The sequence below is a fragment of the Pleomorphomonas sp. T1.2MG-36 genome (assembly GCF_950100655.1).
Classification (GTDB): Bacteria; Pseudomonadota; Alphaproteobacteria; order Rhizobiales; family Pleomorphomonadaceae; genus Pleomorphomonas.
Genome location: NZ_CATNLY010000012.1, coordinates 810,701 through 836,381, shown reverse-complemented (window position 1 = coordinate 836,381; position 25,681 = coordinate 810,701). Strand labels below are relative to the sequence as shown.

Below are 25,681 nucleotides of genomic sequence, written 5' to 3'. Positions count from 1 at the left end.
AACAATCCCGTATATTGAGCCAGCAACGACAAGCGTCAGCGAGGCTGGGGTCATGCCCCAGCCTCGATTTTTGATGCGTCGGGAGGGTGGTTCCTGTCGCCGGCGGGAGCCGGAGTGGCGTCCGCCGAATGGAATTGCGACAAAATGCGAGTATCCCGGGGTTCTCTTCCGTCGGGCGTTCTTGCCCCTTTGACGACGCCGTTCGACAGTCAGGGCGAGATCGATGAAGCCGCCTTCAGGGCGGAGGTCGAGTGGCTGGTGGCCGGCGGGGTTGACGGCGTGGTCATCGGCGGCAGCACCGGCGAGGGCTATGCCCTGTCGCCGGGCGAGCTGGAGCGACTCGTTGGCCTGACATTCGATGTCGTTTCCGATGGCGTTCAAGTCGTCGCCGGGATCATCGCCGACAGTTCGCGGGCAGCCGCTTCCATCGCCACCGGTCTCGATCGTTTTCCGCTGACGGCGATACAGGTCACGCCGCCCCACTACATCTTTGCTCCAGACGATGACGGGATGGTCGATTTCTATACGGCCGTCGCGAACGCGACGTCGGCGCCCGTGGTGATCTACAACGTCATTCCCTGGCTGCAGCTCAGCCCCGTTCTGGTGGGGCGCATCATGGACGCCCACCCCAGGGTGATCGGGGTGAAGCACAGCCAGAAAAAACTCGATTCCTATCGCGATCTGGTCGATTGCGTCGGCGCCGACCGGGTGTTCGCCGCGATCGACAACCGCCTGGCCGATTGCTACGCCATCGGCGCCGCCGGCTCGATCGCCGCCATCAGCGCCGCCGTGCCGTCTGCGAGCGTCCGTCTCCGCCGGGCGGTCCGTGCCGGAGATGTCGCTGCCGCCGGCGAACTGGCCGCCTTTCTGGAGGCCGTCTGGCAAAGTCTCGACGGGCCCAACCTGCCGGCTCGCGTCAAGGCGGCTCAAGCGGCGCAGGGAATGGCATCCGGTTACGCTCGGGCGCCGATGCGTGGGGTGTCCGAGGTGGAGCGGGCTGCCATCGCCGAAGCCTTGCGAAGGCTGCCCGTTCTCGGAGCTACTTGAGGTCGGGGGCGATGAAGCTTCTGAGCTCCGGCGTCTTCGGCGCCGAGAAGAGCTCCTTCGACGGCCCTTCCTCCCAGATCTGACCCTTGTACATGAACACCGTGCGATTGGCGACCTGACGGGCGAAGCCCATTTCGTGCGTGACCAGGATCATGGTCATGCCCGCTTCCGCCAGTTCGGCGATGGTCTTGAGCACCTCACCGGTCAACTGCGGATCGAGCGCCGAGGTCACCTCGTCGAACAGCATGACTTTCGGCTTCATGGCGAGCGATCGCGCGATGGCGACGCGCTGCTGCTGGCCGCCGGACAGTTCGTCCGGATAGGCGCCGGCCTTGTCCGCAAGGCCGACCTGCTTCAGCACCGCCTGGGCCGTCTCCCATGCATCCTCCTTCTTCACCTTCTTGACGATGCGCGGCGCCAGCATGATGTTCTCGGCGACGTTGAGGTGAGGGAAGAGGTTGTAGCTCTGGAACACCATGCCGACCTCCTTGCGAAGGCCGCGGAGGTTGTGGGTTCCGGGCGTGATCGTGTGCCCGGCGATGTCGATGCTGCCCCCCTGGATGGGTTCCAGGCCGTTGATGCAGCGCAGCATCGTGCTCTTGCCGGATCCGCTCTGACCGATGACGGCGACGACATCCCGAGTTTCGACGGCAAGGTTGATCCCGTCCAGTACGCAAAGCGCGCCATAGAATTTCTTGATGTCGTTAAGTTGAACTGCGGGCACGTTTGCCTCCCTGGAGGTACTCGCTGTAATAGGACAGTGGATAGCAGATGATGAAGTACATGGCGCCAACAGTCAGGAAGACCTCGAACGGCTGGAATGTCATGTTGTTGAGCAGTTGCCCGGCACGTGTAAGCTCGACGAAGCTGATCAGTGCGGTCACCGAGGTGTTCTTGACGATCTGCACCAGGAAGCCGACGGTCGGCCCAAGGGAGATACGGAAGGCCTGCGGCAGGATGACGTAGCGCAGCTTCTGCGGCGTCGACATCGCGAGGGCATCTGCGGCTTCCCATTGTTGCTTGGGTATCGCCTCGATGCAGCCGCGCCAGATGTCGGCCAGGAAGGCCGTGGCATAGAGCGTCAGGGAGATGACGGCGGCGGCCAGCGGCGGGAAGTAGTAGCCGAGGAAGCTGAGCCCGTAGTAGGCCAGGAACAGCAGGATCAGCAGTGGCGTCGCCTGGACGAGTTCGATGTAGCCGGCAATCAGGATCCGGACCGGTTTCGGACCGAGCACCCGCAGCAGCGCGAAGATCAGGCTGAAGAAGCCGGCCGCGACGAATGTCGAGGCGGACAGGATCAGGGTCCACAACGCTCCGTGGAGCAGGATGGGCAGGCTGGAAAAGCCGAACGACTGGATCATGCTTGAACCCTTTCCTGGCCCTGCGAGAGAGGGGCGGCGATCCGGAAACGCGCCGGGTCCTTGCGGTGGAACAGCCAGAGCGAGATCAGCCAGTAGGTAAGGCGGAAGATGAAGGTCAGCGTCACGTAGATGGCGCCGGCCACCAGGAACGTCTCCAGGCTGCGGAACGTCAGGGACTCGACCTTGGAGGCGGCGAGCGTCAGCTCGCTGGCGGAGATGGCGCATACCACCGAACTGCCGAGCAGGGTCAGGGTCAGTTGGCCGGTGAGGGCGGGAAACACCACCTTGAGCGCGGGGACGATCACGACGTAGCGAATGGTTTGCAGCCGCGTCAGCCCGAGCGCCAACCCGGCTTCGATCTGCGATCTGGGGATGGCCAGGAAGCCGGCCCGGAAGATCTCAGCGGAATAGGCGCCGAGATTGAAGGATATGGCGATGATCGCCGAGCTGTCGGCCGAAAGCCTCACGCCGATGTAGGGCAACCCGAAGAAGAACAGGAAAACCTGGACCAGCAGCGGCGTATTGCGGATGATCTCAATGTAGGCGACGGCGATGCGGTCGAGCCAGCGCGGGCCCTCGACCCGGATGATGGCGACCGTGAGGCCGATGATGAGGCCGAACACGATACCCTGTCCCGACAGGAGTATCGTGTTGATCGTGCCATCCACGAACTCCGGCGCTCGGTCCAGAACGGGACCGAAATGCATTTGATATGCCATGTTGAACCTGCGAACGAAAAGCTAGACGGGAGCCCGGCCTGTCACGGCCGGGCAAGAGGTCGTCAGCGGCGGTAGCGGTCCGACCACCGCCGCCCGAGCGATCTCAGAAGGTCGGAAGCTTGCCGCCGGGGATCGGGACGCCGACCCACTTTTCATGCAAGGCACCGAGGCGCCCGGTCACTTCCTCGTAGTAGATGAAGTTGTTGAGCCACTGGTGCAGTTGGGTGGCATCCTTGCGCACGGCCATCGACCAGTAGAGCGTGAACAACGGAACCTCGGACTTCACTTCGAGATCTTCAAGGTTGCGCTTCTTGATGACGTCGCCGGCCACGGTGGCGACGGCGGCGGTGGCGTCCACTTGGCCGGAGATGAGGGCCTGCATGGCAAGGGCATCGTCGTCAAAACGGACGACTTCGAGGCCCTCGACGCCGAGGGCGCTGACCGCCACGTCCTGCGTGCTGCCCTTGGGGACCGACACGCGCTTGTTGGCGAGATCCTCGATCTTGGTCAGTGGCATGCTCTTCTTTGCCACGAAGCGCATTTCATAGGCGCCGTAAGGATTGGTCATCAGGAACAGCTTGGCGCGCTCCGGCGTCGCCGTCATGTGGGCGATCAGCATGTCGACGCGGCCGGACTCCAGGGCCGCTGCCCGCGAGGCATTGTTGACCGGAACCAGCTCGAGTTCGACCTTGAGGTTCTGGGCGACGTCGCGGGCGAGGTCGACGAGGAAGCCGTCAGTGTTGCCGCTGCTGTCCACGGTGTCGTAAGGGGGGATGCCGGTCAGGACGCCAACCGTGATCTTTCCCTTGGCGTCGATGTCGCCGATGCTCTGCGCCGCGGCAGGTCCCGCGCTCATCGCGGCGAACGCGGCGGCCATCATGGTGCCTCCAACCATGGCGCCAAGGCATTTCAGCACACTTCTCATCTTGATAACCTCCCTCAGGTTTCATCGTCCATGCGTTTCAGTCGGCAATTCCTCGGAGCCGTTGGACCAGATGCTGGATCGATGCGGCTAGAATAAGTTCTGATTATCGGATGTCAATTCCGAAAAACGGAATTGGAGATTTTTGAGCTTGGGGAATGGCCGATGACAACGGTCGGTTAGGCAGGCTGGAAAAGGTACATCTCTGACGGGAAAACGGTTCCAGTTGTCTCGCGGGCGGTCGACCCTGAGGAAAACGCCTCATGCGATTCGGAAATCCATTCCGTTCCGGAATCGCCACCAAAGAAATCCTCCTTCCACCTCGCTGCCGCCGCTCTCTGTGGGTGCGAGGACGGAAGAATTGCCTGCCCGGATGTCTTGGCGTCGTCTTTCCGTGCCGGCGATATGGCCGGTGCCATTTGCGTTCGCGGCCCCCGCCACGCAAGGCCCACAGATCGTGGTGCCCATGCATCCAGAACGCGCCCTTGGCAGGCGACAGGCTCATGCCCGCTGCCCTCAAGGTCCATTCGACTTTCGTCGCATTCCGAAAAGCGCGGCTTGCGGGGCGGTCGTCTTTGAGCATATTTCAATGCTACCACGAGGTAGCAAGTAAGGTTGTCAGCGTGACCAATCTCTCATCTCCGCTTTTCGTCGGAATTGACGTCGGCTCGGCCAGCGTCCGGGCCGGCATTTACGACGCGGCGGGCCACCGCTTGGCCTTCAGGGTCCGGCCGATCCGCCAGTTCCACCCCAAGCCGCTCTTCGTCGAGCAGTCCTCGGCCGATATCTGGGACAATGCCTGCATCGCCGTGCGGGAGGCCGTCGCGGCGGCGGGCGTCGATCCCGCCGGAATCGTGGCCATCGGGGTGGATGCGACCTGCTCGCTGGTTGCCTCCGACGCCGACGGCCGACCGGTATCGGTGGCCGAGGACGGCGATCCCGCCCGCGACATCATCATGTGGATGGATCACCGCGCCGGTGCCGAAGCCGCTGCGATCAACGCCACCGGAGACCCCGCGCTCGCCTATGTCGGTGGCGAGGTTTCGATCGAGATGGAGCTGCCGAAGGTCCTTTGGCTGAAGCGGCATCTGCCGGAGCGTCACGCCCGGGTCGCCCGCTATCGGGACCTTGCCGACCATATGGTGTGGCGCATGACGGATGCCGATGTGGCGAGCGTCTGCACGTTGGCCTGCAAGTGGAACTATCTGGCCCACGAGGAGCGGTTCTCGGTGGCGATGCTGGCGGCGGTCGGCCTCTCCGAGCTGACCGACCTCGTCCCCGAACGGATCATGCCGCTCGGTTCGTCGGCCGGTCGTCTTGGCGCTGCGCCGGCGGCGGAACTCGGCCTTGCGCCGGGTATCGTTGTGGCGACGGGCATCATCGACGCTCACGCAGGCGGCCTTGCGCTGGTGGGTACGCAGCCCGACGGCACGCTGGCGCTGATCGGCGGCACATCGAACTGCCACATGGTGGCGAGCCGGGATCCGGTGATGGTGCCCGGTGTCTGGGGGCCTTACTTCGGCGCCATGATCCCGGGCTGGTGGCTAGGCGAGGGCGGGCAGAGCGCCGCCGGCGCATTGCTGGATTGGACGGTGCGCCAATCGCCGGCCTTCACGATGCAGGAGACGCGTGCCAGCGCAGAGAAACGCCATGTGTTCGACCTTCTCAACGAAGAGGTGGCGAAGCTCAGGGCAAGCGAGACATATCCCTCCGCCGGTCTGCACGTGCTGCCCGACCACCATGGCAATCGTTCGCCGCGCGCCGATCCAGAGGCCCGAGGCTCGGTCGTCGGTCTCACTCTGGAGGATGGCGTGCCGGCGTTGGCGCGTCTCTACCTGTCGACCATTGAGGCACTGGCCTACGGCACACGCCACATCATCGAAACCATGAACCGCGCCGGTCATCGTGTCGAACGCATCGTCATGTGCGGCGGCGGTACTCGCAATGCGCTGCTGATGGCCGAGCACGCCAACGCCATCGGTCTCGATATCAGCCTCGTCGAGGACGATGACGCCGTCACGCTGGGGGCCGTGCTCTTGGCGGCCGTTGCCTCGGGCACGTTCGTCGACGTCCCGGCGGCCGCCGCCGCCATGGTCCGCCCCGGCAGAGTCTACGCCGCCGATCCGGCTACGCGTGCCTTCCACGACGCAAAATACGCAGTCTTTCTCAAGCTTTACGACCAGCAGGCCGAATGCCGTGCCCTGATGGCCGACTTTCGCTGAACGCGGCGATCACAAGGAGGAAACAATGGGTATACATGTCACGTTGCCGGCGAGCCCGGCGCTGCTCAAGCCGGCCAAGAACGAGGTGCTGTTCGTCACCAACGCCGACCTGCGCGAGAGCGCCAACGTCGAGTGCTGGCCGGTCGAAGCCAAGTACGAGGCGCTGCTTACCAAGGCGTTGGCCTCGCTGGGCAAGACGGCAAAGCGCGCCCATCCGATCAAGGCCGACAAGGGGCACGGCTTCATCGCTAGCCAGCGCGAAGGATCGGACGTGTTCGCTTCGATCGATCCCGATGCGCCCGTGATCGTGCTGCTGACCGCCTGGCAGTACTCGCACCATATCGCGCCGTCGCTGGCCACCCATCGCGGCCCGGTGCTGCTGCTCGCCAACTTCGACGGCACCTGGCCGGGGCTCGTCGGCATGCTGTGCATGGCCGGTTCGCTGACGGCGCTTGGGCGGACCTATTCCCGCCTGTGGTCGGAGAGTTTCGACGATGCCTTCTTCCTGACCGGCCTGAAGTCATGGCTGGAGACGGGCAAGGTCGAGCACGACCTTTCCTATCTCACCGACATCACAGCCGCGCATCCGGTCATGAAGAGCGAGGCCGGCAAGATCGGCGCCGCCGTCGGTGCCTGGTCGCTCCGGCACAAGGAGATCCTCGGCCTGTTCGACACGCTGTGCATGGGCATGATGAACGGCGTCTTCCCGCAGAAGGCGCTTTGTGACATCGGCATGCCGGTCGAAAGCCTGTCGCAGGCCGACCTGCTGGTCGAGATGGCCAAGGTGCCCGATGCCCTGCGCGAGGAATGCGTCGCCTGGTACGAGAAGCGCGGCATGACCTTCAAGTTCGGCAAGAACCCCGCCCTTGAGCTGACGCGCGAGCAGGTCAAGGAGCAGGCGGCGATGATGATCGCCATGGCCCGCTACGTCGAGCGCTTCGGCCTGTCCTGCGTCGGCGTCCAGTACCAGCAGGGTCTCGCACGCTCCTGCGCCGCCTCCGACTTCGCCGAGGGTGCGATCGGCTCGACGGAGCGCTTCCCGATCCCGGCAGAGGATGGTCACATCATCCGCGACGGCAAGCCGATCACCTGCGCCAACGAAGTCGACATGGGCACGGCCATTCCGCAGACCATGATGTTCCGCCTGCTCGACAGCCTCGGTCTGCCGTCGGAGACGACGCTGCACGACATCCGCTGGGGCAGCGACTGGAATGGCGCGTTCGTCTGGGACTTCGAGATCTCTGGCGCGGTTCCCTTCGGCCATCTCAAGGGCGGCATCGCCGGCGCCACCGGCTATCGCCAGCCGGCGATGTACTTCCCTAAGGGTGGTTCGACCATCACCGGGCAGGGCAAGGCCGGGCGGCTTCTCTGGGCGCGCGCCCACTATGAGGGCACGTCGGTGATCATGCAGATCGGCACCGCCCATGCCGTCGAACTGCCGGAAGAGGAGTTCGAGCGGCGGCGCAAGGCCACCTGCTACGAGTGGCCGCTTCTGAACGCCGTGCTCGACGGCGTCGGGCGGGACGAGCTGATGGCCGGTCATCAGTCCAACCACATCAGCATCGCCTATGTCGACGAAGACAAGCTCGCCGACGTGCTCAAGGCCTTCGTCGCCCAGGCGATCACCCAGAACATCAAGGTACAGGTCGCGGGCGACGCGCGAAGCCTGCTCTGACGACAAAGGCTCCCGCGTCCATCTCGGTCGCGGGAGCCGTCCTCCGGATTCGCCTTTGCCGGAACAAGGAGTATAAGCGCCCTCAGTCCCGTCGGTGGCAAAGCCAGCCTGCGGACGTCCCGCGAGATGGAGCTTGGCGAGACAGTGGCGACACCTCCCGATCGGAACAGACCCGCCTCGACCCCAATGACGCTCGACGAGGTGGCGGCCGCCACCGGCTTCTCGCGGACGACCGTTCGCTTCGTCGTCAACGGCCAAGCCGAGCGCTTTCGCATCAAGCCCCAGACGCGCGAGCAGATTGAACTGTTCATCCGCGAGCATGGCATCGTCATCGATCGCACGGCGCGCAGCTTGCGCCTCAAGCGCTCGGATGCCGTCGGACTTGTGCTGCCCGACCTGGCGAACCCCTTCTTTGCCCATCTCACGGCGGCGCTGGAAGACCTCTGCCATGCCGCCGGGCTCGTGCTCCTCACCACTTCCTCGCACGACGATCCGGCAGGCGAGGCGAGGGCCGTCGCGCGCCTTCTGGAGCGCGGCGTGGATGGAATGGTGATCGCCCCATGCTCTCCGGTGGCCGCCATCCCCAAGGCCAGCGGCCGCAGGTCCTGCGCCGTCGTCATCGCCGACCGCGCTTTCCCCGGCCAGCCCTATCCGATGGTTGTGACGGACAACGAGGCTGCCGGCCGCCGGCTCACCGAAATCCTCCTCACGGAGCGTGGAGATGCCGTCTTCCTTGCCGCCAGCCGTTGGCTGCCCAGCGTGGAGGAGCGTATCCGCGGGTTTCTAGCCGCCTGCGCCGACCACGGGCTGGACGATGGCGAAGCCCGGATCTTCAGCTCGGATAGCGACGATGTCGCCGCCGGCCAGCGCCTGATGACCGAGGTCATGGCCAGCCGGGGCGGGTTGCCCAAGGCATTCGTCTGCTCGTCGCTTCTGGTTTTCGAGGGGGCGCTGGAGGCGGCCGGAGCACGGGACGGGTTGCCGCCGGGCATGCTGCTCGGAACGTTCGACCATCATCCGCTCCTCGACTTTCTGCCCAACCGGATCGTCTCCGCCCGGCAGGATGAAAAGGCGATCGCCGAGGCCATCTTCCAGTGTCTCGCCGATCAGATGGAGGGGAAACCGCCGCGCGCTGAACGGCTGGTGATCGACAGCCGGATCTGGCGCAACGGCGATCGCCCATGAGCGGAGCCGTCACCGAGGGTCAGGTGAGGTAATCGGACCGCCAGTCGTCGGTAGCGCCAACGGCGCGTCCTTCGCCATCGAAGATGTGAGCGAAGCGGGGATCGACCGCCACCGAGATGGCTTCCCCCGCCTCCACCCGGCTGATGCCGCGCAGCGACAGGGTGAACTCCTCGCCGTTCGCCGTCGTCGCGTGGACGATGGTGCCGGAGCCGAGCACTTCGGTGGTGTGCACCTTGGCCGTGAGCCCGTTCGGCTTCGGTTCTGCGTGTTCTGGGCGGATGCCGAGCGACACGTCGCTGCCGTCGGCAAGCGAGATCTTCCGGCCGGGCAGGACAACGGCCGTGCCATCGGCCAGGATGACGGCCGGCGTTTCCCCGGCGCGGAAGCGTCCCTTCAGGATGTTCATCGGCGGGGCGCCGAGGAAGCGGGCGACGAACAGGTTGTTGGGGCGTGCATACAGCTCCACCGGCGAGCCGACCTGCTCGATGCGTCCCTCGTTCAGCACGACGATCTGGTCGGCCATGGTCATCGCCTCCACCTGATCGTGCGTGACGTAGACCATGGTGGATTTCAGGCGCCGATGCAGGGCGATCAGCTCGCCGCGCATCTTGACGCGCAGTTCGGCATCGAGATTGGAAAGCGGCTCGTCGAACAGGAAGGCCTTGGGCTCCTTGACGATGGCTCGGCCGATGGCGACGCGCTGGCTCTGCCCGCCGGACAGCTGGTTCGGCCGGCGGGCGAGAAGATGGCCGATCTGCAGGATCTCCGCCGCCTTGGCGACGCGGCTGGCGATCTCCGCCTTGGCCATCCTCTGGTTCTCCAGCCCGAAGCGCAGGTTCTCCTCGACCGACATGTGCGGATAGAGCGCATAGGACTGGAACACCATGGCCATCCCACGCGCCGAGGGCACCAGATGGTCGCAACGGCTGCCATCGATGTGGATCTCGCCGGAGGTAACCTCCTCCAGGCCGGCCATCATCCGAAGCAGGGTCGACTTGCCGCAGCCCGACGGCCCGACCAGCACGGTGAACGAGCCGTCGGGTATGACCAGATCGATGCCGTGGATCACTTCGAGGGCCAGGAAGGATTTGCGAACGTCCTTGAGTTCGATCGCAGCCATTATTCTTCTCCGAGCAACTGAATATCGCCAGCCGCGAGTGGTTGCGGCAGGGTGTAGGCCTTTTCATCGACAAGCACTGTCGGAACCGCCAGCCTGCCGCCATCCACCGTGATCGAAAGCTTTGTGCCGGTCCGGCGCAGCGTGCCGAAACCTTCGCCGACCGACCAGAACAGCACGAAGTCGCCCGAGGCCTTCGGGGCAAAGCGGAGTTCGCCGGCAACGAGGTTGGCGCTCAGTCCCGAGAAGGCGTTGACGAGTTGCCAGGCCGACATGGAGCGGGCGTAGTAGGACCCGCATTCGATGTCGCTCCAGGGGTTCCGCTCGGCGCCGCTGTGGCGGGCGCGGGTGGCCCGGACGACGTCCATGCCCTCGTCGACAAGACCATGCATGATCATGTGCGAGGCGGACATGTACTCGATGCCGGTCCAGACCTCCTCGGCATAGGGCGCCGCGATCATCGGTTGACGGATGCCCTCTGGGTAGGTGGCGTTCAGCAGCCCGCCTTCGTCCTCGAAGGCGTAGTTGCGGCAAGGATTGAAGTGATCCGCAAGCGTTCGCCGGAAGTTGTTGGCATGGACGGACTTCAAGGCCGTCTGCACGTGATCGGCATCGAGGAAGGCCCCCAGGCCCGAGACCTCGGCGTGCCATGCGCCGAGAATTTGGTCGGAGATGCAGCCTTCGCCCATCTGGTATTTGATCTCGCCGAACTCTTCCGACCAGTAGACATCCATGAAACGGTCGGCCAGCACGCCGGCGTTGCGGCCGACGTCGAACGGCTCCAGGATCGACTTGTCGCCGGGGTCGATCTTCTGGATGTACCAGCGGCCGTTGAACAGCTCGCTGTCGATATAGTCGGCGCCGGCCTTGCCCATTCGCCGCGTCTCGGCTGCCAGTTCGGCTTCGCCGAGCGCCTCGGCCATCTCGGAGGCTGCGAACAGGGCAGCGACATAGATGGATCCCAGCCAGGAGTTCGGGCCGAACAGTTCCATGTCCAGTGTCTGATGCTGGCGGCCGGACAGGATGCCGGTCTTGTCCGGGTCCCAGCGATCGGGATTTTCGGCCGACCAGGCGTATTCAAGCGCTTTCCTGACCTTGGGCCACTGCCGGCGGAGCCAGTCGGTGTCGCCGGACAGTCTCCAGTCGCGGAAGGTCTTGACGATGGCGCCGAAATGGCCGTCGGCGCACGGACCGATGACGTCGAAACCCGACCCGAGTGGCAGTTTCTGGCGGAAGGTCAGGCCGCCGGACGGCAGCATGTTGTAGTTGAACTCGGTCTCCCGCAACGTCCGCTCCACGGCGGGAAACAGATGCGGCAAAGCCTGCTGATAGTTCCACACATGGGTACAGCTGCCCTCGCAGGAGCCATCGTGGGTATGCTGCCCCTCCCAGCCCCAGAGTTCGCCGCCTTCGAGCCGGATCACCGTTGCCGTGCGCAGCAGCGCCAAGGTCGCACTGGCCGCATCCTTGACCTCGACCGGCAGCGTCGAACCGAACAGGCTGTCGCGGAAGGCGAAGGTGCGGGCGGCGAGGTCGTCCCAGCGGGACAGCGCGTCTCGGGCGCTCGCCAGCGAGTTCGGCCACACGGTCGAATAGTAGTTGGTCCAGTTCGGCGTCGGCCGGTCTGGAATGGCGCCGTCCGGCTTCTCGCGATAGGCCCAGTAGACGTCCCCCTTCGGGAAGTTCCAGGAGATCACGAAGCGGACGCGCCTTTTTTCGCCGGGGGCCAGTGACAGGCGAACGCCCAGCGTCGCGTGTTCCGGCTGCGCGTACATGTGACGGCTGCGGGGGTGATCGTAGCGGCGCGTCGGCAGGCGACCCGGGCGGGCGAACTCCTTCCAGTAGACGGCGAGATCGTCGAACCACTGGCCGCGGAAATGGTAGTCGGTATGCTCGATGAAGGGGGCGTCGGTGGCGATGGTGAGATCGCCGCGCGCGGCTTCGGCAAGATCGGGGTCGGCCGAGGACAGATGGAGGGCATGCAGGCCGTCGCTCGATACGAAGCGGTGGTCGCCGCTGTTCGAGCCATAGTTGCCGAGCGTGCCGGCCAGCGTGTAGTCGAGCCGATCCTTGCTGGTGTTGACGATCTCGAACTCCAGCATCGCCACCGGCATCGACGAGTTGCGGTCGTCGTGAGGAATGAATGGCGAGAAGGCGGTCAGCCTCACGCGGCCGGGAAAGCGCTCGTCGGAGAACACGAGGTCGGCGGTGGGAAAACGGCCGTAGAAGTCGACCGACCGGAAGTGGGGAACGCCGGCCAGCGTCTGGCGATTGGCGCCATGCCCGAAGCCGTCGAACATCTTGCGCATGCCGGGCGCGCCGGCCGGATTGAGGTCGTAAGGACCGTTGAGCACGCGGGCATCGACGAGGGCGCCGTCGCGTTCGGCCTTGATGGCGAAATGCGAGTAGCCATTGTAGCTCTGCAGTGCGGGCCGGTTGCGGATCGACCAGTCGATGAGACGGCCGCTGCCGGAAATGGAGAACCCGCCCGTGCCGAGGCCGCCCAGCGGAAAGGCGATGTATCGGGTGCGCTCGCCTCGGTAATGGAAGTGCGGCTCGATGGTCTGAAGATCATCCCACATTGTTGTTCTTGTCCTTTGAGATCAGTTCTTGATGCCGCTCATCGTGATGCCTTCGATCACGAACTTCTGGGCGAAGAGGAAGAGGAGGACGACCGGCAGCACCGACATGCTCATGGCCGCCATGACCAGACTCAGGTTTCCCGAGCCTAGGTAGCCGCGCAGCACGTCCATGGCGACGGGCAGCGTCATGGACTCCTCGCGACCGAGCAGGATGCGGGCCTGGAAATAGTAGTTCCAGGTCTGGGTGAAGGTGATGATGCCGAGCGCCGACAAGGCCGGCCGCAGTTGCGGCAGCGAGATGCGCCGGAAGATCTTGAAATAGCCGGCCCCGTCCATCAGCGCCGCCTCTTCGAGCGCCTTCGGCTGGCTCATCATGAACTGCCGCATCAGGAAGACGCCGAAGCTCGACGTCAGATACATCAGCGCGAGGCCGACCGGCTGGTTGGTGAGACCCACGCGGGCATAGCCGAGGTAGATCGGCAGGATCGTCACCTGAGCCGGAAACATCAGACCGACCAGCAGGATGAAGAACAGCGTGTCGCGACCGCGAAACCTGAGCCGGGAGAAGGCAAAGGCGGCGAGCGTGCAGGTCACCAGCTGACCGACGGTGACGAGGCAGGCTATCAGCAGCGAGTTGGCATAGATGCGCAGGAAGGGAACGCGCGAGGCCAGCACCGCCTTGTAGTTGACCGGGTCGAGGCTGGGCGGCAGGAAACTGGGCGGCAGCTGGTAGGCCTGCGACACCGGCCGGAACGACATCGAGAACAGCCACAGAAAGGGCAGCAGCATGCCGATGGCCAGAATGCCGACGACGACGATGATGGCCCAGTCGATGCCGCGCCGGGCCGCTTGGGTTTGAAAGGCGCCGCTCATTGATGCACCCACTTTCGGGAAAGAATCTGCTGCAAGGCGGTGATGGCCAGGATGATCAGCGTCATCACCACCGAGATGGCGGCGGCGTAGCCGATCTGGAAACTGCCGAAGCCCTGCTCGACGATCAGGATCGACAGCGAGCGCGTGGCATCGCCCGGTCCGCCCTGCGTCAGGATGACGATGGACTCGTAGACCTGCAGCGCGCCGATCGAGGCGTAGACGATGGCGAAGAACACCACCGGCGAAATGTAGGGTAGGGTGATGCGGAAGAACCGCCGCCAGGCCGGCGTTCCATCCATGGCGGCGGCTTCCATCAGCGACTTCGGCACGCCTTGCAGCGCGGCGATGAAGATGATCATGAAGAAACCGGTGTTCTTCCACACGTCCACGATGATGATCGACGTCATGGCGACCGAGCTGTCCGTGAGCCAAGGCACGCCGGGCAGGCCGAAAAGCCGCAGGTAGTAGTTCGCCACGCCAAGGTCTTTGGCGAGGAAATAGCTCCAGACGATGGCAGCGAAGGCGATGGCGATCATCACCGGCAGGAAGAAGGCGAGCCGGAAGAAATAGAGCAGCCAGGCCGGCATCGCCCTGTTGAGCGCCACGGCCAGAAGCAGGCCGACGCTGACGTTGAAGGTCACCGCGAAGAAGGTGAACCGCAGCGTGTTCCAGAAGATCTGCAGCGAGCGCGGGTCGGAAAAGAAGCGGGTGTAGTTTTCAAGGCCGACCCATCGCGATCCGAGCATCGGATCGTAGAAGGAGAAGCTCAGGATGATCGTCAGCGCCACCGGCGCCAGGACGAAGGTGAGGTAGAGGACGGAGGTCGGCAGCACGAACAGATAGCCGGCGCGCGCCTGGGCGCGCTCCAGATCCGACGGGCGTCGTTTGGAAAGGGGGGCTGCGGTCACGGCAGGTCTCGATGGTCGCCGCCCATCGGCGCGCCATGGCGGCCGGTGAGCGGACGTTCGGGGAAGAAAGGGGAGGGGGGACCGCCGGCGCTGGCTCGCGGCGATCCCGGTGCGGTGGTCAGCCGCCCATTTGCGCTTTCAGTCGAGCGAAGGACTCGTTCATCTCGGCATCGGCCGCCTGGCAGCCGGCGGCGATGGTCTCCTGGCCGGACATCATTGCCGTGTAGTGGCGAATGAAGATCTTCTCGATTTCCTGGAAGTTGGCCGGCGAAGGCACTGCGTGGGCGAACGGCAGCGTCTCGTAGTAGAGGGAAGCGCTGGGCGGGAAGGCGAGGAAGGCTTCCGTCGACGCCGCCGACTTGCGACCGGGCACGCCGCCGCCGCGCTCGCCCTGCTCGCGCTGGGTTTCCTCGGAGGTCAGTTCGAGCACCAGCGCCTTGGCGAGATCGGGCTGTTCGGTCTTGGCGGCGATAGCGTAGGCGCCAAAGCCGATGATCGTGCCTTCCTCGGTTTTCTTCGGCGGGATGGCGATGTCCATGTTGACCTTGTTGGCCTTGGCATTCTGGACGATCCACTGGCCGCGGCTGATCATCGCCACCTGTCCGGCCACGAACTGGTTGTCCATGGTCTCGGCGCCGGGGATGGGAGACGCGCCATCGACATGGATGAGATCGTGCAGGAACTGCAGCGTCTCGGCCACCTTGGGGTCGAGCATGTTGGACGCCGTCCAGTCCTTGTTAAGAATGCCGGTGCCGTTGCTGAAGAACCAGGACTGCGCGGAGAAGTTCTGGTTGGGCACTTCGTAGCCGAACTGCGTCGTGTTGCCGGCGCTGTCCTTGACGGTCAGCTTCTTGGCGGCTTCGCGGAACTCGTCCCAGGTCCAGTCGCGCTTGGGATAGGCAATGCCAGCCTTGTCGAACAGATCACGGTTGTAGTTGACCATGATGTTGTTCCAGGTGATCGGAATGAAGTTGATCACTCCCTTGTAGGCGCAGTGCTCGAACAGGCTCGGCGCGAAGTCCGAGAAGCTGGGATTGGCCTTGATGAAGTCGTTGAGCGGCATGAACAAGCCGCGCGCCGCGAACGACTGGAAGGTCTCGATGGCGGTACCGTAGACGTCGGCCGGAGATCCCGAGGTGAACTGTCCGATGACCTTGGTGACGTAGTCGCCCCAGCCGGTCGAAATCGGATCGATCGACACGATGACCTCGACGTTGGGATACTTCTTGTTGAAGCGCGCGATGGCGTCCTTGATGCCGGCGAGTTCCGCGTCGCCCCCGAACGCCTGCAGGCGCAACGTGGCGGAAACGTCGGATTGGGCGAAGGCGCGCGACAGGCTGAGGCCGGCCGCCAGTGCGGCCGACGACAGCAACATGCCGCGGCGGGTGATGTTGGTCATATTCTCCTCCCTAATGTCCAGAGAGCTCCTCAGCTCTCCATGAACACGAAACGTTTCGTGTTCAAATTCGCCGAAATCGCCCGATTTACGGGTCAAATCGTCGTTTGATTGCGCGAAACGTTTCGTATAATGCATATTCCAGAAGCCGTGGCAAGACAGTTGATTCAGGAGAGCAAGCGTGCCGACGATCAAGGATGTGGCAAAACATGCGGGCGTCGCCATATCGACGGCCTCGGCGGCTATAAACCGCTCGGCACCGGTCAGCGAGGAGATCATCGCCAAGGTCGAGGAAGCGGTGCGGGCCATCGGCTATATTCCGCATGGCGCCGCCCAGAGCCTGCGGAGCGGTCACTCGCGCCTGATCGGCCTGATCGTGCCCAACATTTCCAACACGCACTTCTCGATCATTGCCCGTGTGGTGGAGAACATCTGCCTCAGGGCCGGCTACATGTCGGTGGTGTTCTCGACCGGCCAGGACGACGACCGCGAGAACCAGATCTTGCGCATGATGCGGCAGCAGCGGGTCGCTGGCTTGATCATCGTGCCGACCCAGTCGCACGCCGAGCATGGAAAGCGCCTGAAGGCGGAAATCCACGTTCCCTCTGTCTTGCTCGACATGCCGGTCGAAGGGCTGACCTACGACGTCGTCAAGCTGGACAACATCGCGGCGACGCGGCTCGCCACGGCGCATCTCATCGATCTCGGCCATCGGCGGATCGGGGCGATATGCGGCTTGCCGGGCCTGCTCACGAGCCAGGACCGCCTCGCCGGCTATCTCGAAGCCCATGCGGCCGCCGGTCTTCCGATCGACCCTCAACTACAGGTGCGCGGCGATTACATGCAGCCGCGGTCTTTCGAGGCGACACGGGAGTTGATGGCGCGGCCCGATCGCCCGACCGCGCTGGTATCCTTCTCCAACGAGATGAGCATCGGTGCGATGCTGGCGATCAAGGAAGGCGGGTTGCGGGTGCCCGACGACGTGTCGCTGGTCGGCGTCGACGATTTCTACTTCGCCGGCCTGCTCGATCCGCCGCCGACCGTCATCCGCGTGCCGATCCACGAAATGGCCGAACGCTCGATCCGTCTGCTGCTGGAGGAGATCGAGAGCAAGCGTCCGCCGATGGGCAAGTTCGAGGTTTTCCAGCCCGAACTGGTGGAACGGGCATCCTGCCGGCGGATCGGCTGATCGGCACGATCCGCCGGCATTGGTTCACTCGGGAAGACGGCGTTTCGTCTCGGCGTCGAACAGATGCAGCGGGCCGTCGTCGAACGACAGCCGAACGGCCTGCTGTTCGTGCAGCTCGACGCGGTCCCGGAACAGGCCGACCACCTCTTCGCCGCCGACGTCGAACACGGCATAGGTTTCCGAGCCCGTCGGTTCGACCACCTTGACGGTGGCCGGCAGGCCGCCGGCATCCGTCAGGCGGACGTTCTCCGGCCGTTTGCCGACCAGAACATGTCGCCCCTCTTCGAGACCGATTGGAAGGGAAGCGGCGACCGTGCCGCCGTTGTCGAGCACGATGCCGCTTCCCTGGCGCCGCCCGGGGAGGATGTTCATCGAGGGGGAGCCGATGAACTGGGCGACGAAGGTGTTTTCCGGCCGGTCGTAGAGTTCGATCGGCGCGCCCGCCTGCTCGACGCGACCGGCCTGCATGACCACGATGCGGTCGGCAAGCGTCATGGCCTCCACCTGGTCATGCGTCACGTAGACCGTGGTGGTGCCGAGCCGCCGATGCAGCGCCTTGATCTCGGCGCGCATGGAGACGCGCAGCTTGGCGTCGAGATTGGAGAGCGGCTCGTCGAACAGGAACACCTGCGGGTTCCGGACGATCGACCGGCCCATGGCGACGCGTTGCCGCTGGCCGCCGGACAACTGGCGCGGATAGCGGTCGAGCAGCGGGGTGAGGCCGAGGATGTCCGCCGCCGCCTTGACCTTCTGGTCCTTCTCGGCCGCCGGCGCTCCGGCCAGCGTCATCGAGAAGGCCATGTTCTGCGCCACCGTCATGTGCGGATAGAGGGCGTAGTTCTGGAACACCATCGATATGTCGCGCGCCTTCGGCGGCAGATCGTTGACCACCCGGCCGCCGATGGAGATGGTGCCGCCCGAGATGTCCTCAAGGCCGGCGATCATCCGGAGCAGCGTCGACTTGCCGCAACCGGACGGGCCGACCAGCACGACGAACTCGCCGTCGGCGATGTCCACGGACACGCCGTGGATCACCTTGGCCGCGCCGAAGTTCTTGACCGCCTCGTGGATCGAGACCGATGCCATTTTATCTTCTCCCTGTTCGGTCTCAGGCGGCCGAAATGCTGACGTAGTCGGTCGACAGCGCACCTTCATGAATGACGAGGCCGATGCCGCCGTCGGCAAAGGCCGTGTCGCTCTCGTCGCGAGCTTCAATACGCGTGCCCCCGGCCACGGCGGTGATGGTGCTGCCGCTGACGCGCACGTCCATCGGCATCGCCTTTTCAAAGGCGAAGTCGAACGGCGTCTCGGCGAGCACCGATACGGCCTCGTCGCGCACCTTGACGATCTGCAGCCGGCCGTCCCGAACGAGGCGGATACCGTAATAGCGACGAAGGCCCTGGACGCGCACCGCAAGGCCGCCGTAGCCGCCGAGATGCACCGTGAGGTCGGTCTTCACCCTGTAATCGGTCCATTCCCGCGTGCCGTGGCTGACCATGCCTTCGCCGACCGCCTGGGAAATGCGGAAGCTCGGCGGGAACAGCTTGGAGAAGAAGCTGACCCCGTTGACCCAGGCCATGCGCCAGAAGTCGCTATCCGCCTTTGGCCGGCGCAGCGTGACTTCCGGCGTGCCGTCCCAGCGCAACCAGTCGATGAGCACGCGACCGTCGGCCCGTTGGCCCTTGGTGGTGATGGCGATGCCGATTTCGCCGATCGGCTGACCGTCGAACTCCGGCAGGCGCCACTCGAGAACCGCTTCGGCACCCGGCAACAGCTGCACCGGCTTGCCGTCCACATCGAGGAGGCGGTCCTTTTCGCCGAAGACCTTCAACGTCAGGCGGACGTCGACGGCACCCGAGTTGTCCTTCGGCGCGACCACGCGCGCACGCACCGTCTGACCGGGATAGACGGTCGGCGTCGCCATCAACTCGTAGGTGCGCATTTCCGTGACAGCGGGCGGCGCGAAGGTCGGCGTCGTCGCGGCGGCCACCTGGCCCGGCGCCAAGGCCGTGTAGGCTACCTCCAGCGCCCGGCCGTCGCCCAAGGCGCAGTTGCCGACCCGTAGCGCCGGGTTGGCGTTCGTCCTCGAGTCCGGCCGGAAGCCCTGGACGCTGCCCGGCAGCGAGAAGTGGAAGCGGGCGCCATCCTTGGGCAAGGGAAGAGGCGCCTCGCCGGCCAGCCGGAGACCGAGGTTTGCGACGTAATAGGCGATGCGCACGGCGTCGTTGATGCCGTTGCCGCCGTCGGCCGATGAGATCAGCAGACGGTCGGCGACCGGGCCGCGCCAGTCGGGGCCGGCCTCGATGCCGTCGAGGCCGAGCATCAGGCCGGAAAGGCAGCCGACGTTGCCGGCATTGCAGTCTGTGTCCCAGCCGGCGGTATTGACGATGCGCTGCGCCGCCTGGAAGTCGTGTGGTGCGTAGAGGATCGCCATGATCATCAGGGCATGGTTGGGCACGACATGGCAATTGCCGGGGAACTTGTCGTAGCCGTATGTGTCCTGGATGAGCTGCCGCGTCGTCAGCCAGTCGGGGTTCTCGGCGTGCCAGCGGCGGATGTCGGCGATCAACCGGGCGATCAGACAGTCCTTGGGAATGACCGAGAGACCGGTATCGATCAGGTGGTCGATATCCTTCGAGACGAAGGCTTCCGCCTCCATCGCCGCCCAGAGCGCGGCGGCGTGGACGGATTCGCCATCGTGGCTGACCTGACCGGCGGCGCGAGCCAGCCGGGCGGCGAGTTCAGGCTGGCCCGGCGCCACCATGGCCCAGCCGTCGATGAAGATCTGGGCGCCGATCTGCTCGGCCACCGTGACGCCGTTGGTGGCGATCGAGCCGGAATCGGGCGCCGAAATGCCGCGCTTGAGGTTGAGCCAGGCGGTGTGCTCGGTCGAGTTGCCGTTGCCTCCCCACCAGAGGATGGACCGGTGCTCGATCAGATAGTTGAGCCAGGACTTGCCGATATCTTCGGAAGAAAGGTCAGGCGAGACGCCGTAATCCTCAAGCGCTCTCAGGAAGGTGAAGGTGCCGGCGACGTCATCGTCGGTGACGACGAGATGCTGGCCGAGCCGCTCGTGGACGTAATAGTCGATGGGGCCGAGCTTCTCCATGATCTTGGCGTAGGTCCAGCCTTCGAAGGGGCGGCCGAGGTAGACGCCGATCAGCTTGCCAAGGACGCCGGCGTAGACGCGCTCGAGATAGTCGGAGGGAAGGGACATCGGAACTCTCCGGTAGGTGTTGCGGGTGGGCGCGGGTCAGCCTTTGACCGATCCGCCGGCCATGCCTTCGATGAAGCGGCGCTGCAGGGCGATGAACAGGACGATCACCGGCAGCACGATGATGAGAGCCGCCGCCATGATCTCACCCCAGTCGGAGGTGTACTGGCCGGACAGCAGGAAGAAGGAGACGACGGCGGTCAGCCGGTCGGTCCGTTGCAGGAAGGTCGTGGCGATCAGGAACTCGTTCCAGGAGTAGAGACCGATGATCAGCGCCACGGTGAGGATGCCGGGCGAGACGATCGGCAGCATCACCTTCGAAAACACCTGCCAGTGGGTGGCGCCGTCGATCAGCGCCGCTTCCTCGAGCTCCTTGGGAACGGCGAGGAAGTAGGTCCGGAGCAGCATCACCGCGAAGGGCGAGTAGATGGCCGTGTAAATCAGCGACACCGCGAAGACGTTGTTGATGAGCCCGAGCTTGGCGAAGCCGAAGTAGAGCGGGAACAGAAACAGCTGGATCGGGGCGGTGGTGGTGGCGAGCAGATAGAAGGTGACGATCTTCCAGCTCTTGATCTTGCGGCGCGCCAGCACGTAGGCGGTGAGCGAACCGGTGGAACAGACCAGAATGATGGTCATCGTCGCCAGCATCGCCGAGTTGAGCATGGTGGTGCCGAAGCGGGCGTCGTTCCAGGCCCGAACGAAGTTGTCCCAGCGATAGACTTCCGGCCAGGCGAGCGGGCTCTGGACGATCTGCGTCGCCGGCTTCAGCGAGTTGAGCACCAGGAGGGCGATCGGAAACAGCGTGATCAGCAGCAGGATCGCCAGAGCCGTGTAGGTGAGGACGAAGGTCGTCCGGCTTTCGATCAGCCTCATTGGTCGAACTCCTTCGCCTGCAGGCGGATGTAGACGGCGGTGGTCGCAAGGCCGAACAGGCTGATCACCACGGCCACGGCGGCGGCCTTGCCGACGGCGAGGTCGTAGAAGGCGCTGCGGTAGGCGAGCGTCGACAGGACTTCGCTCGAGAAGGCCGGGCCGCCCTGGGTCAGGATGTAGACGAAGTCGAACACCAGGAACGACCAGATGATGGTCATGATCATCATCAGCGTGATGGTCGGCCGGATGCCGGGCAGCAGCACATAGCGCAGCATCTGCCAGAAGCTCGCTCCCTCGATGCGGGCCGCTTCGATCTGCTCCTGCGGCACCTGTCGGAGGGCCGCGAAGAAAATGACGCAGAGGAAGCCCCACCAATGCCAGAGGTCGACGGCGGCGATGCCGTACAGGGCTGTCGACGGCTGCGTCAGCGGGTTGGGGACGGGAAAGCCGGCGCGCGTGACGAGGCCGGCGATGCCGGTGAGCGGCGAATAGATCATGCCCTGCCAGACACGAGCCGTGATGGCGGTGGCGATCACCATCGGCAGGAAGTAGATGACCTGGAAAAAGGCGCTGCCACGGCGGGCGATCAGCATCATGGTCGCGGCAAGCAACCCCATGGCGATGGGCACCGTGAGGAAAATGGCCGTCCAGATGATGTTGTTGCCCAGCGCCATCCAGAACACGCGATCGGCGAGGAGCAGCCGGAAGTTGGCTAGCCCGACGAACACCGGCATGCCGATGCCGTCCCAACGGCAGAAGGCGAGCGCGATGGTCAGCGCGGCGGGAATGAAGATGATGACGACGTTGATGAGCAACGTCGGGATCAGATAAAGGCGATGCATGGGGTGTCTCCGGCGAGCGGAAGCGGCCGATGCCGCTTCCATCCGTCGAGCTGGGGTATCACCCGGAACGGCAGGAGCCGGATTCCGGACGATGCGATCACGAGGGAGTGGAAGGGCGCACGTTTGCGAGAACGCACGCCACTCCGGGCGTTAGCGGGCCGGTACGGCCGGCACCTTGCCTTCCGCCTTTTCCTGCTGGAACGTGGCATCGAGCTGGGCGAGGTAATCGGCGACGGTCGCGCGGCCCAGCCAGACCTCTTCGATGCCGTTGATGAGCTGCGTATCCGTAGCCGGCGGCAGGAAGGTCCAGGACGTGTAGCCGTACTTGTTGTCGCCGACCGCGTCGGCCAGCGTCTTCATGGTGTCGGCATAGAGGGCCGGCACTTCGTCGCTGATCTTGACCATGCTGAGGTCTTCGAGCGGCGTGTTCCACTCGCCTTGCCAGACCGAGTTCATGGCGCCGTAGAATTCCGGCGAGAAGACGAAATCGATGGCGGCGGCGGCGCCATCGGGGTTCTGCGCGGCAGCGGCGATGGACAGGGTCGAGCCGACGCCCAGCGCATAGACCGGGGCACCGATGCCTTCGGCGCTCGGGAAGCCGACGAAGCCGCACTGGTCGGTCTTGTCCTTGAAATAGGACTGGATGTACTGGAAGTGCCAGGTGCCGCTCGGCAGCATGGGCGACTTTCCGGCGGCCATCTGAGCGAAGAACTGCTCGGTTTCGAGCGAGAAATAGTCCGGGCCGAAGTAGCCCTTCTGCCACCAGTCGTTCAGCTTGTTGATCGCCGCCACGAAGGGCTCGGCGGTCCAGGGGATCTCGCCCTTCAGCGCCTTGTAGACGTTTTCCGGCCCGGCGATCGAGTTGAGGACGATGGTGACGTAATGCTCGTTGTTGCCGCGCCAGCCGGCGTTGCCGGAGGCGAAGGGAACGAGCTTGGCCTTGAGCGCCTCGTCGGCCAAGGCCTCCATTTCGGCGATCGTGGTCGGAGCCTTCCAGCCGTTCTTCTCAAGCACGGCCTTGTTGTAGAACAGGCCGAGCGTCTCATAGGTCTTGGGCACGGCGTAGAGCTTGCCGTCGTACTTGCCCATTTCGAGGAACACCGGCAGGATCCGCTTGTTCCAGCCCAGTTTCTCGGCGTAGTCATCGAGGGCCAGCAGCTGGCCGGCGCGGGCCATCGGCGCCACGTAGCTCGGGCCGGCGGTATAGACGACATCCGGCCCGTTGCCGGACAGAAGGGCGACGCGCATCTGCTTGTCGAGTTCGGAGCCGCGATAGTCGATCGCCAGGCTGTAGTCCGGATGGGCAACGTTGAAGCCGGCCACCAGCACCTTGGCGATGGCCTCCTGCTGCGCCGGAGCGGCGCTTTCATACCACCACGTCACCGGCTTGCCGGCGGCGAAGGCCATGCGATTCATGAAAGGAACGAGAGACGCGCCCAGGCTTCCCGCGAGAAATGTCCGTCTGTCCATTGTGTCCTCCACCTTGTTGTTCTTCCCGGCTCGACGCGCTTGCTGTCTCGACTTCGTCGATCGCGCGATCCGGCTCCTCTTCCGGCCGGCTTTCAGGGCCGGCCGCTTCCCACCGGCAAACACCGACGGGCAAATTCTTCGTTCGAACGCGCCGCAAAGCCTGGGTTTCAGGCCGATGCGCGTTCGACAAGCTGAAAGCGGACCTCTTCCGTGGTCCCATGGGGTGGCCTCTGACCCCGCAGCCGCTGAAGCAGGGCCTCGGCCGCCAACTCGCCCATCCGTGCCTGGAACTGGCTGACCGTCGTCAGAGGCGGCGACACCAGACTCGCCGGTGAAATGTCGTCGAACCCGACCACCGCCACGTCCTCGGGAATGCGCAGCCCCCGATCGCGCAACGCCCGCATGACGCCGATCGCCATCAGGTCGTTGGCGGCGAAGATGGCAGTGGGCTCGTAGCCGCTTTCAAGAATGGATTGCGCGGCTGCGAAGCCGGCTTCCTCGCTGAAGGCTTCGGTGATGGTCACCGAGGGGACTGCGCCAGCCGTCGCCATGGCTTCACGGTAGCCTTCGACCCGCACGCGTTGCGGCCCCCCCGTGCCGGCCAGCATGGCGATCCGGCGATGGCCACGGCCGAGGAGGTAATCGACGACGGCATGGGCGGCCTCGTGGCTGTCGACATAAATATCGTCGATGGCGATATCGCCCCCCTTCTTGCGAGCCGATTCTATGCGCACCACCGGGACGCCCGCTTCGACCAGCGAGCGGAAATCCGTGGCCGTGAGGGTGAAGAAAACGCCGATGACGCCGTCGACTCGGCCTTGATGCGCCCAGTCGAGGAAATGACGTTCCCGGGCCGGGTCGCCGTCGGTGTTGACGGTTATGACGTCGTAGGCGCCTTCCTGCGCGACGGCCTGAACGCCACGGATCAGCACAGGATAGAAGGGGTTGGTGATGTCGGGGACGATGCAGGCGATGGTCATTGTCCGGCGCGTCTTGAGCGCCTGCGCAAAACGGTTCGGCGCATATCCGAGTGCCTTGGCTGCGTCGGTGATGCGCGTCCATGTGTCGGGTGACACCGTCGGCGCGCCGGTTCCGCTCAGCACCATGGACACAGCCGCTTGCGAGACGCCTGCCAGCTTGGCGACGTCTTTCTGCGTGGGACGCTTCATGGATTCGTTTCCGCCCGTAGTTTTATTATACGTATTAGTGATACGAATAATATAGCGGACGAAAACCGTCAAGCGGTGCTTCCGGAGAATTCGGTGGACACCGCAATCGGCCGGTCAATCACAAGATGTCCACACAAGGGAACAATCCTTCGCCCGGGGTGTTGGAGGCCATCCGTGAAATGCGAAAGGACCTGGCGATGAAAGGGATGATTGCCGCAATCGTGCTGGCTGCCGCCTTCGCGTCGGTCGGCCTGACCTTGGCCCAGGAGCCGCCGCCCGTGACGGCGCCGGTTCCCGGCGCGAACAGCTTCACAGAGGCGCAGGCCAAGGCCTGGATCGAGGGGGAGGGCTACACCAACGTTGCCGATCTCGTGCTGGGAACGGATGGTGTCTGGCGCGGCAGCGCGAGGCTGGATGATCTTCCCGCCCTGGTTCGGCTCGACTATCAGGGCAACGTCACCGAGCAGTGAGATGGGCTGGCCGAACCGCCTAGGAAGAGGCCGTGCCGGCCAGCGCGTCGGTCTAGATGAGATCGTCAGCTATTGGCTGGCTGAGACGCATCATCGGGTTTGGGGCGACGCGGAATCCGCTGCTCGCCCTGATCGGTGAGCGTCGGAAACTCGCCGGCATTCTCGACCGCTTCGATCGGCTCGCCATTGGTGCCTGTGTCGATGGGGAGTAGAGTCGACTCGTGGTTTTCCTCGACGGCAAGACTTTCGCGGGCGGTAAACCAATGCTGCTCGGCGCGGCCTTCCGGTCGCCCTTCCTCCTCCCAGAGCCGATAGGCTCGGGCACGGATTTCATCGTCGCGGTTGGCACCCATTTTCGGCTCCTTTTGCGTTCGCGAGTGAAACGTCGGAGGGGCGCAGAAGTTCCCGCTGGCTGCGGCAAAGGGGCGGCGATGGTGGAGTGCCGAA

General features: G+C 64.6%; 22 protein-coding genes. 6 read left to right on the top strand and 16 right to left on the bottom strand.

All coding sequences use genetic code 11. The annotated features are described in order from the left end of the window. The first annotated feature begins 144 nt into the window (after positions 1-144). Entirely contained in the window at positions 145-1,047 is a 903-nt protein-coding gene (locus tag QQZ18_RS10755; RefSeq protein ID WP_284540876.1) for a dihydrodipicolinate synthase family protein, read from the top strand. Here the strand turns inward: QQZ18_RS10755 and QQZ18_RS10750 are convergent. From QQZ18_RS10750 to QQZ18_RS10735, 4 genes are all read right to left on the bottom strand, one after another. Next, complete coding sequence (locus QQZ18_RS10750; RefSeq protein ID WP_284540875.1) at positions 1,040-1,771, bottom strand: amino acid ABC transporter ATP-binding protein; 732 nt, start codon at positions 1,769-1,771, stop codon at positions 1,040-1,042. The genes QQZ18_RS10755 and QQZ18_RS10750 overlap by 8 nt on opposite strands. Then, positions 1,752-2,408 (bottom strand): amino acid ABC transporter permease, encoded by a 657-nt coding sequence (locus tag QQZ18_RS10745; protein WP_284540874.1) that lies wholly within the window; start codon positions 2,406-2,408, stop codon positions 1,752-1,754. Before QQZ18_RS10745 ends, QQZ18_RS10750 begins: the two co-directional genes overlap by 20 nt. After that, positions 2,405-3,127, bottom strand: coding sequence for an amino acid ABC transporter permease (locus QQZ18_RS10740; RefSeq protein WP_284540873.1), 723 nt, complete (start codon positions 3,125-3,127; stop codon positions 2,405-2,407). Before QQZ18_RS10740 ends, QQZ18_RS10745 begins: the two co-directional genes overlap by 4 nt. A gap of 103 nt (positions 3,128-3,230) precedes the next feature. Next, positions 3,231-4,052: a transporter substrate-binding domain-containing protein gene (locus QQZ18_RS10735; protein WP_284540872.1), complete on the bottom strand. Its 822-nt coding sequence runs from the start codon at positions 4,050-4,052 to the stop codon at positions 3,231-3,233. Between the two features lie 620 nt (positions 4,053-4,672). On the opposite strand from QQZ18_RS10735, the gene QQZ18_RS10730 reads away from it, so the two are divergent. From QQZ18_RS10730 to QQZ18_RS10720, 3 genes are all read left to right on the top strand, one after another. After that, positions 4,673-6,271 carry an FGGY-family carbohydrate kinase gene (locus QQZ18_RS10730; RefSeq protein WP_284540871.1) on the top strand — a complete coding sequence of 533 codons (1,599 nt, stop codon included), beginning with the start codon at positions 4,673-4,675 and terminating at the stop codon, positions 6,269-6,271. Between the two features lie 25 nt (positions 6,272-6,296). Beyond that, complete coding sequence (locus QQZ18_RS10725) at positions 6,297-7,946, top strand: signal transduction protein (RefSeq protein ID WP_284540870.1); 1,650 nt, start codon at positions 6,297-6,299, stop codon at positions 7,944-7,946. A gap of 186 nt (positions 7,947-8,132) precedes the next feature. Then, the gene (locus QQZ18_RS10720) at positions 8,133-9,131 is read left to right on the top strand and encodes a LacI family DNA-binding transcriptional regulator (RefSeq protein WP_284540869.1); all 999 of its coding nucleotides are present in this window, start codon (positions 8,133-8,135) and stop codon (positions 9,129-9,131) included. 19 nt (positions 9,132-9,150) lie between these two features. On the opposite strand, the gene QQZ18_RS10715 is transcribed toward QQZ18_RS10720, so the two are convergent. The 5 genes from QQZ18_RS10715 to QQZ18_RS10695 form a co-directional block, all read right to left on the bottom strand. Next, positions 9,151-10,251 (bottom strand): ABC transporter ATP-binding protein, encoded by a 1,101-nt coding sequence (locus QQZ18_RS10715; RefSeq protein ID WP_342398919.1) that lies wholly within the window; start codon positions 10,249-10,251, stop codon positions 9,151-9,153. Further along, positions 10,251-12,830: a GH116 family glycosyl-hydrolase gene (locus QQZ18_RS10710; RefSeq protein WP_284540868.1), complete on the bottom strand. Its 2,580-nt coding sequence runs from the start codon at positions 12,828-12,830 to the stop codon at positions 10,251-10,253. Before QQZ18_RS10710 ends, QQZ18_RS10715 begins: the two co-directional genes overlap by 1 nt. A gap of 21 nt (positions 12,831-12,851) precedes the next feature. Next, a complete protein-coding gene (locus QQZ18_RS10705) occupies positions 12,852-13,703 on the bottom strand; it encodes a carbohydrate ABC transporter permease (RefSeq protein WP_284540867.1) in 852 nt (283 codons plus the stop codon). Then, on the bottom strand, positions 13,700-14,611 hold the full coding sequence (locus QQZ18_RS10700; RefSeq protein ID WP_284540866.1) for a carbohydrate ABC transporter permease: 912 nt from the start codon (positions 14,609-14,611) through the stop codon (positions 13,700-13,702). Before QQZ18_RS10700 ends, QQZ18_RS10705 begins: the two co-directional genes overlap by 4 nt. A 118-nt stretch (positions 14,612-14,729) precedes the next feature. Next, the gene (locus QQZ18_RS10695) at positions 14,730-16,010 is read right to left on the bottom strand and encodes an ABC transporter substrate-binding protein (RefSeq protein ID WP_284540865.1); all 1,281 of its coding nucleotides are present in this window, start codon (positions 16,008-16,010) and stop codon (positions 14,730-14,732) included. Between the two features lie 178 nt (positions 16,011-16,188). Here QQZ18_RS10695 and QQZ18_RS10690 point away from each other — a divergent pair, with 178 nt between their 5' ends. Continuing rightward, on the top strand, positions 16,189-17,196 hold the full coding sequence (locus QQZ18_RS10690) for a LacI family DNA-binding transcriptional regulator (RefSeq protein ID WP_284540864.1): 1,008 nt from the start codon (positions 16,189-16,191) through the stop codon (positions 17,194-17,196). Between the two features lie 24 nt (positions 17,197-17,220). Here QQZ18_RS10690 and QQZ18_RS10685 read toward each other — a convergent pair whose 3' ends face one another. From QQZ18_RS10685 to QQZ18_RS10660, 6 genes are all read right to left on the bottom strand, one after another. Next, entirely contained in the window at positions 17,221-18,282 is a 1,062-nt protein-coding gene (locus QQZ18_RS10685) for an ABC transporter ATP-binding protein (RefSeq protein WP_284540863.1), read from the bottom strand. Between the two features lie 22 nt (positions 18,283-18,304). After that, the gene (locus QQZ18_RS10680) at positions 18,305-20,413 is read right to left on the bottom strand and encodes an ADP-ribosylglycohydrolase family protein (RefSeq protein ID WP_284540862.1); all 2,109 of its coding nucleotides are present in this window, start codon (positions 20,411-20,413) and stop codon (positions 18,305-18,307) included. Positions 20,414-20,449: 36 nt separating this feature from the next. Beyond that, positions 20,450-21,283, bottom strand: a complete 834-nt coding sequence (locus tag QQZ18_RS10675; RefSeq protein ID WP_284540861.1) for a carbohydrate ABC transporter permease — start codon at positions 21,281-21,283, stop codon at positions 20,450-20,452. Next, positions 21,280-22,125: a carbohydrate ABC transporter permease gene (locus tag QQZ18_RS10670; RefSeq protein WP_284540860.1), complete on the bottom strand. Its 846-nt coding sequence runs from the start codon at positions 22,123-22,125 to the stop codon at positions 21,280-21,282. Before QQZ18_RS10670 ends, QQZ18_RS10675 begins: the two co-directional genes overlap by 4 nt. 150 nt (positions 22,126-22,275) lie before the next feature. After that, complete coding sequence (locus QQZ18_RS10665; protein WP_284540859.1) at positions 22,276-23,595, bottom strand: ABC transporter substrate-binding protein; 1,320 nt, start codon at positions 23,593-23,595, stop codon at positions 22,276-22,278. A 167-nt stretch (positions 23,596-23,762) separates the two neighbouring features. Beyond that, the gene (locus QQZ18_RS10660; RefSeq protein WP_284540858.1) at positions 23,763-24,764 is read right to left on the bottom strand and encodes a LacI family DNA-binding transcriptional regulator; all 1,002 of its coding nucleotides are present in this window, start codon (positions 24,762-24,764) and stop codon (positions 23,763-23,765) included. Between the two features lie 197 nt (positions 24,765-24,961). On the opposite strand from QQZ18_RS10660, the gene QQZ18_RS10655 reads away from it, so the two are divergent. Continuing rightward, positions 24,962-25,234 (top strand): PepSY domain-containing protein, encoded by a 273-nt coding sequence (locus tag QQZ18_RS10655; RefSeq protein WP_284540857.1) that lies wholly within the window; start codon positions 24,962-24,964, stop codon positions 25,232-25,234. A gap of 65 nt (positions 25,235-25,299) precedes the next feature. Here QQZ18_RS10655 and QQZ18_RS10650 read toward each other — a convergent pair whose 3' ends face one another. Beyond that, positions 25,300-25,587, bottom strand: a complete 288-nt coding sequence (locus tag QQZ18_RS10650) for a DUF2934 domain-containing protein (protein WP_284540856.1) — start codon at positions 25,585-25,587, stop codon at positions 25,300-25,302. Positions 25,588-25,681: the final 94 nt, after the last annotated feature.

Coding starts and splice junctions, on each gene's coding strand:
- QQZ18_RS10715 (WP_342398919.1), bottom strand. CDS start 10,251: ATGGCTGCGATCGAACTCAAGGACGTTCGCAAATCCTTCCTGGCCCTC.
- QQZ18_RS10735 (WP_284540872.1), bottom strand. CDS start 4,052: ATGAGAAGTGTGCTGAAATGCCTTGGCGCCATGGTTGGAGGCACCATG.
- QQZ18_RS10650 (WP_284540856.1), bottom strand. CDS start 25,587: ATGGGTGCCAACCGCGACGATGAAATCCGTGCCCGAGCCTATCGGCTC.
- QQZ18_RS10740 (WP_284540873.1), bottom strand. CDS start 3,127: ATGGCATATCAAATGCATTTCGGTCCCGTTCTGGACCGAGCGCCGGAG.
- QQZ18_RS10655 (WP_284540857.1), top strand. CDS start 24,962: ATGAAAGGGATGATTGCCGCAATCGTGCTGGCTGCCGCCTTCGCGTCG.
- QQZ18_RS10680 (WP_284540862.1), bottom strand. CDS start 20,413: ATGTCCCTTCCCTCCGACTATCTCGAGCGCGTCTACGCCGGCGTCCTT.
- QQZ18_RS10705 (WP_284540867.1), bottom strand. CDS start 13,703: ATGAGCGGCGCCTTTCAAACCCAAGCGGCCCGGCGCGGCATCGACTGG.
- QQZ18_RS10710 (WP_284540868.1), bottom strand. CDS start 12,830: ATGTGGGATGATCTTCAGACCATCGAGCCGCACTTCCATTACCGAGGC.
- QQZ18_RS10720 (WP_284540869.1), top strand. CDS start 8,133: ATGACGCTCGACGAGGTGGCGGCCGCCACCGGCTTCTCGCGGACGACC.
- QQZ18_RS10685 (WP_284540863.1), bottom strand. CDS start 18,282: ATGGCATCGGTCTCGATCCACGAGGCGGTCAAGAACTTCGGCGCGGCC.
- QQZ18_RS10725 (WP_284540870.1), top strand. CDS start 6,297: ATGGGTATACATGTCACGTTGCCGGCGAGCCCGGCGCTGCTCAAGCCG.
- QQZ18_RS10675 (WP_284540861.1), bottom strand. CDS start 21,283: ATGAGGCTGATCGAAAGCCGGACGACCTTCGTCCTCACCTACACGGCT.
- QQZ18_RS10670 (WP_284540860.1), bottom strand. CDS start 22,125: ATGCATCGCCTTTATCTGATCCCGACGTTGCTCATCAACGTCGTCATC.
- QQZ18_RS10660 (WP_284540858.1), bottom strand. CDS start 24,764: ATGAAGCGTCCCACGCAGAAAGACGTCGCCAAGCTGGCAGGCGTCTCG.
- QQZ18_RS10755 (WP_284540876.1), top strand. CDS start 145: ATGCGAGTATCCCGGGGTTCTCTTCCGTCGGGCGTTCTTGCCCCTTTG.
- QQZ18_RS10695 (WP_284540865.1), bottom strand. CDS start 16,010: ATGACCAACATCACCCGCCGCGGCATGTTGCTGTCGTCGGCCGCACTG.
- QQZ18_RS10745 (WP_284540874.1), bottom strand. CDS start 2,408: ATGATCCAGTCGTTCGGCTTTTCCAGCCTGCCCATCCTGCTCCACGGA.
- QQZ18_RS10665 (WP_284540859.1), bottom strand. CDS start 23,595: ATGGACAGACGGACATTTCTCGCGGGAAGCCTGGGCGCGTCTCTCGTT.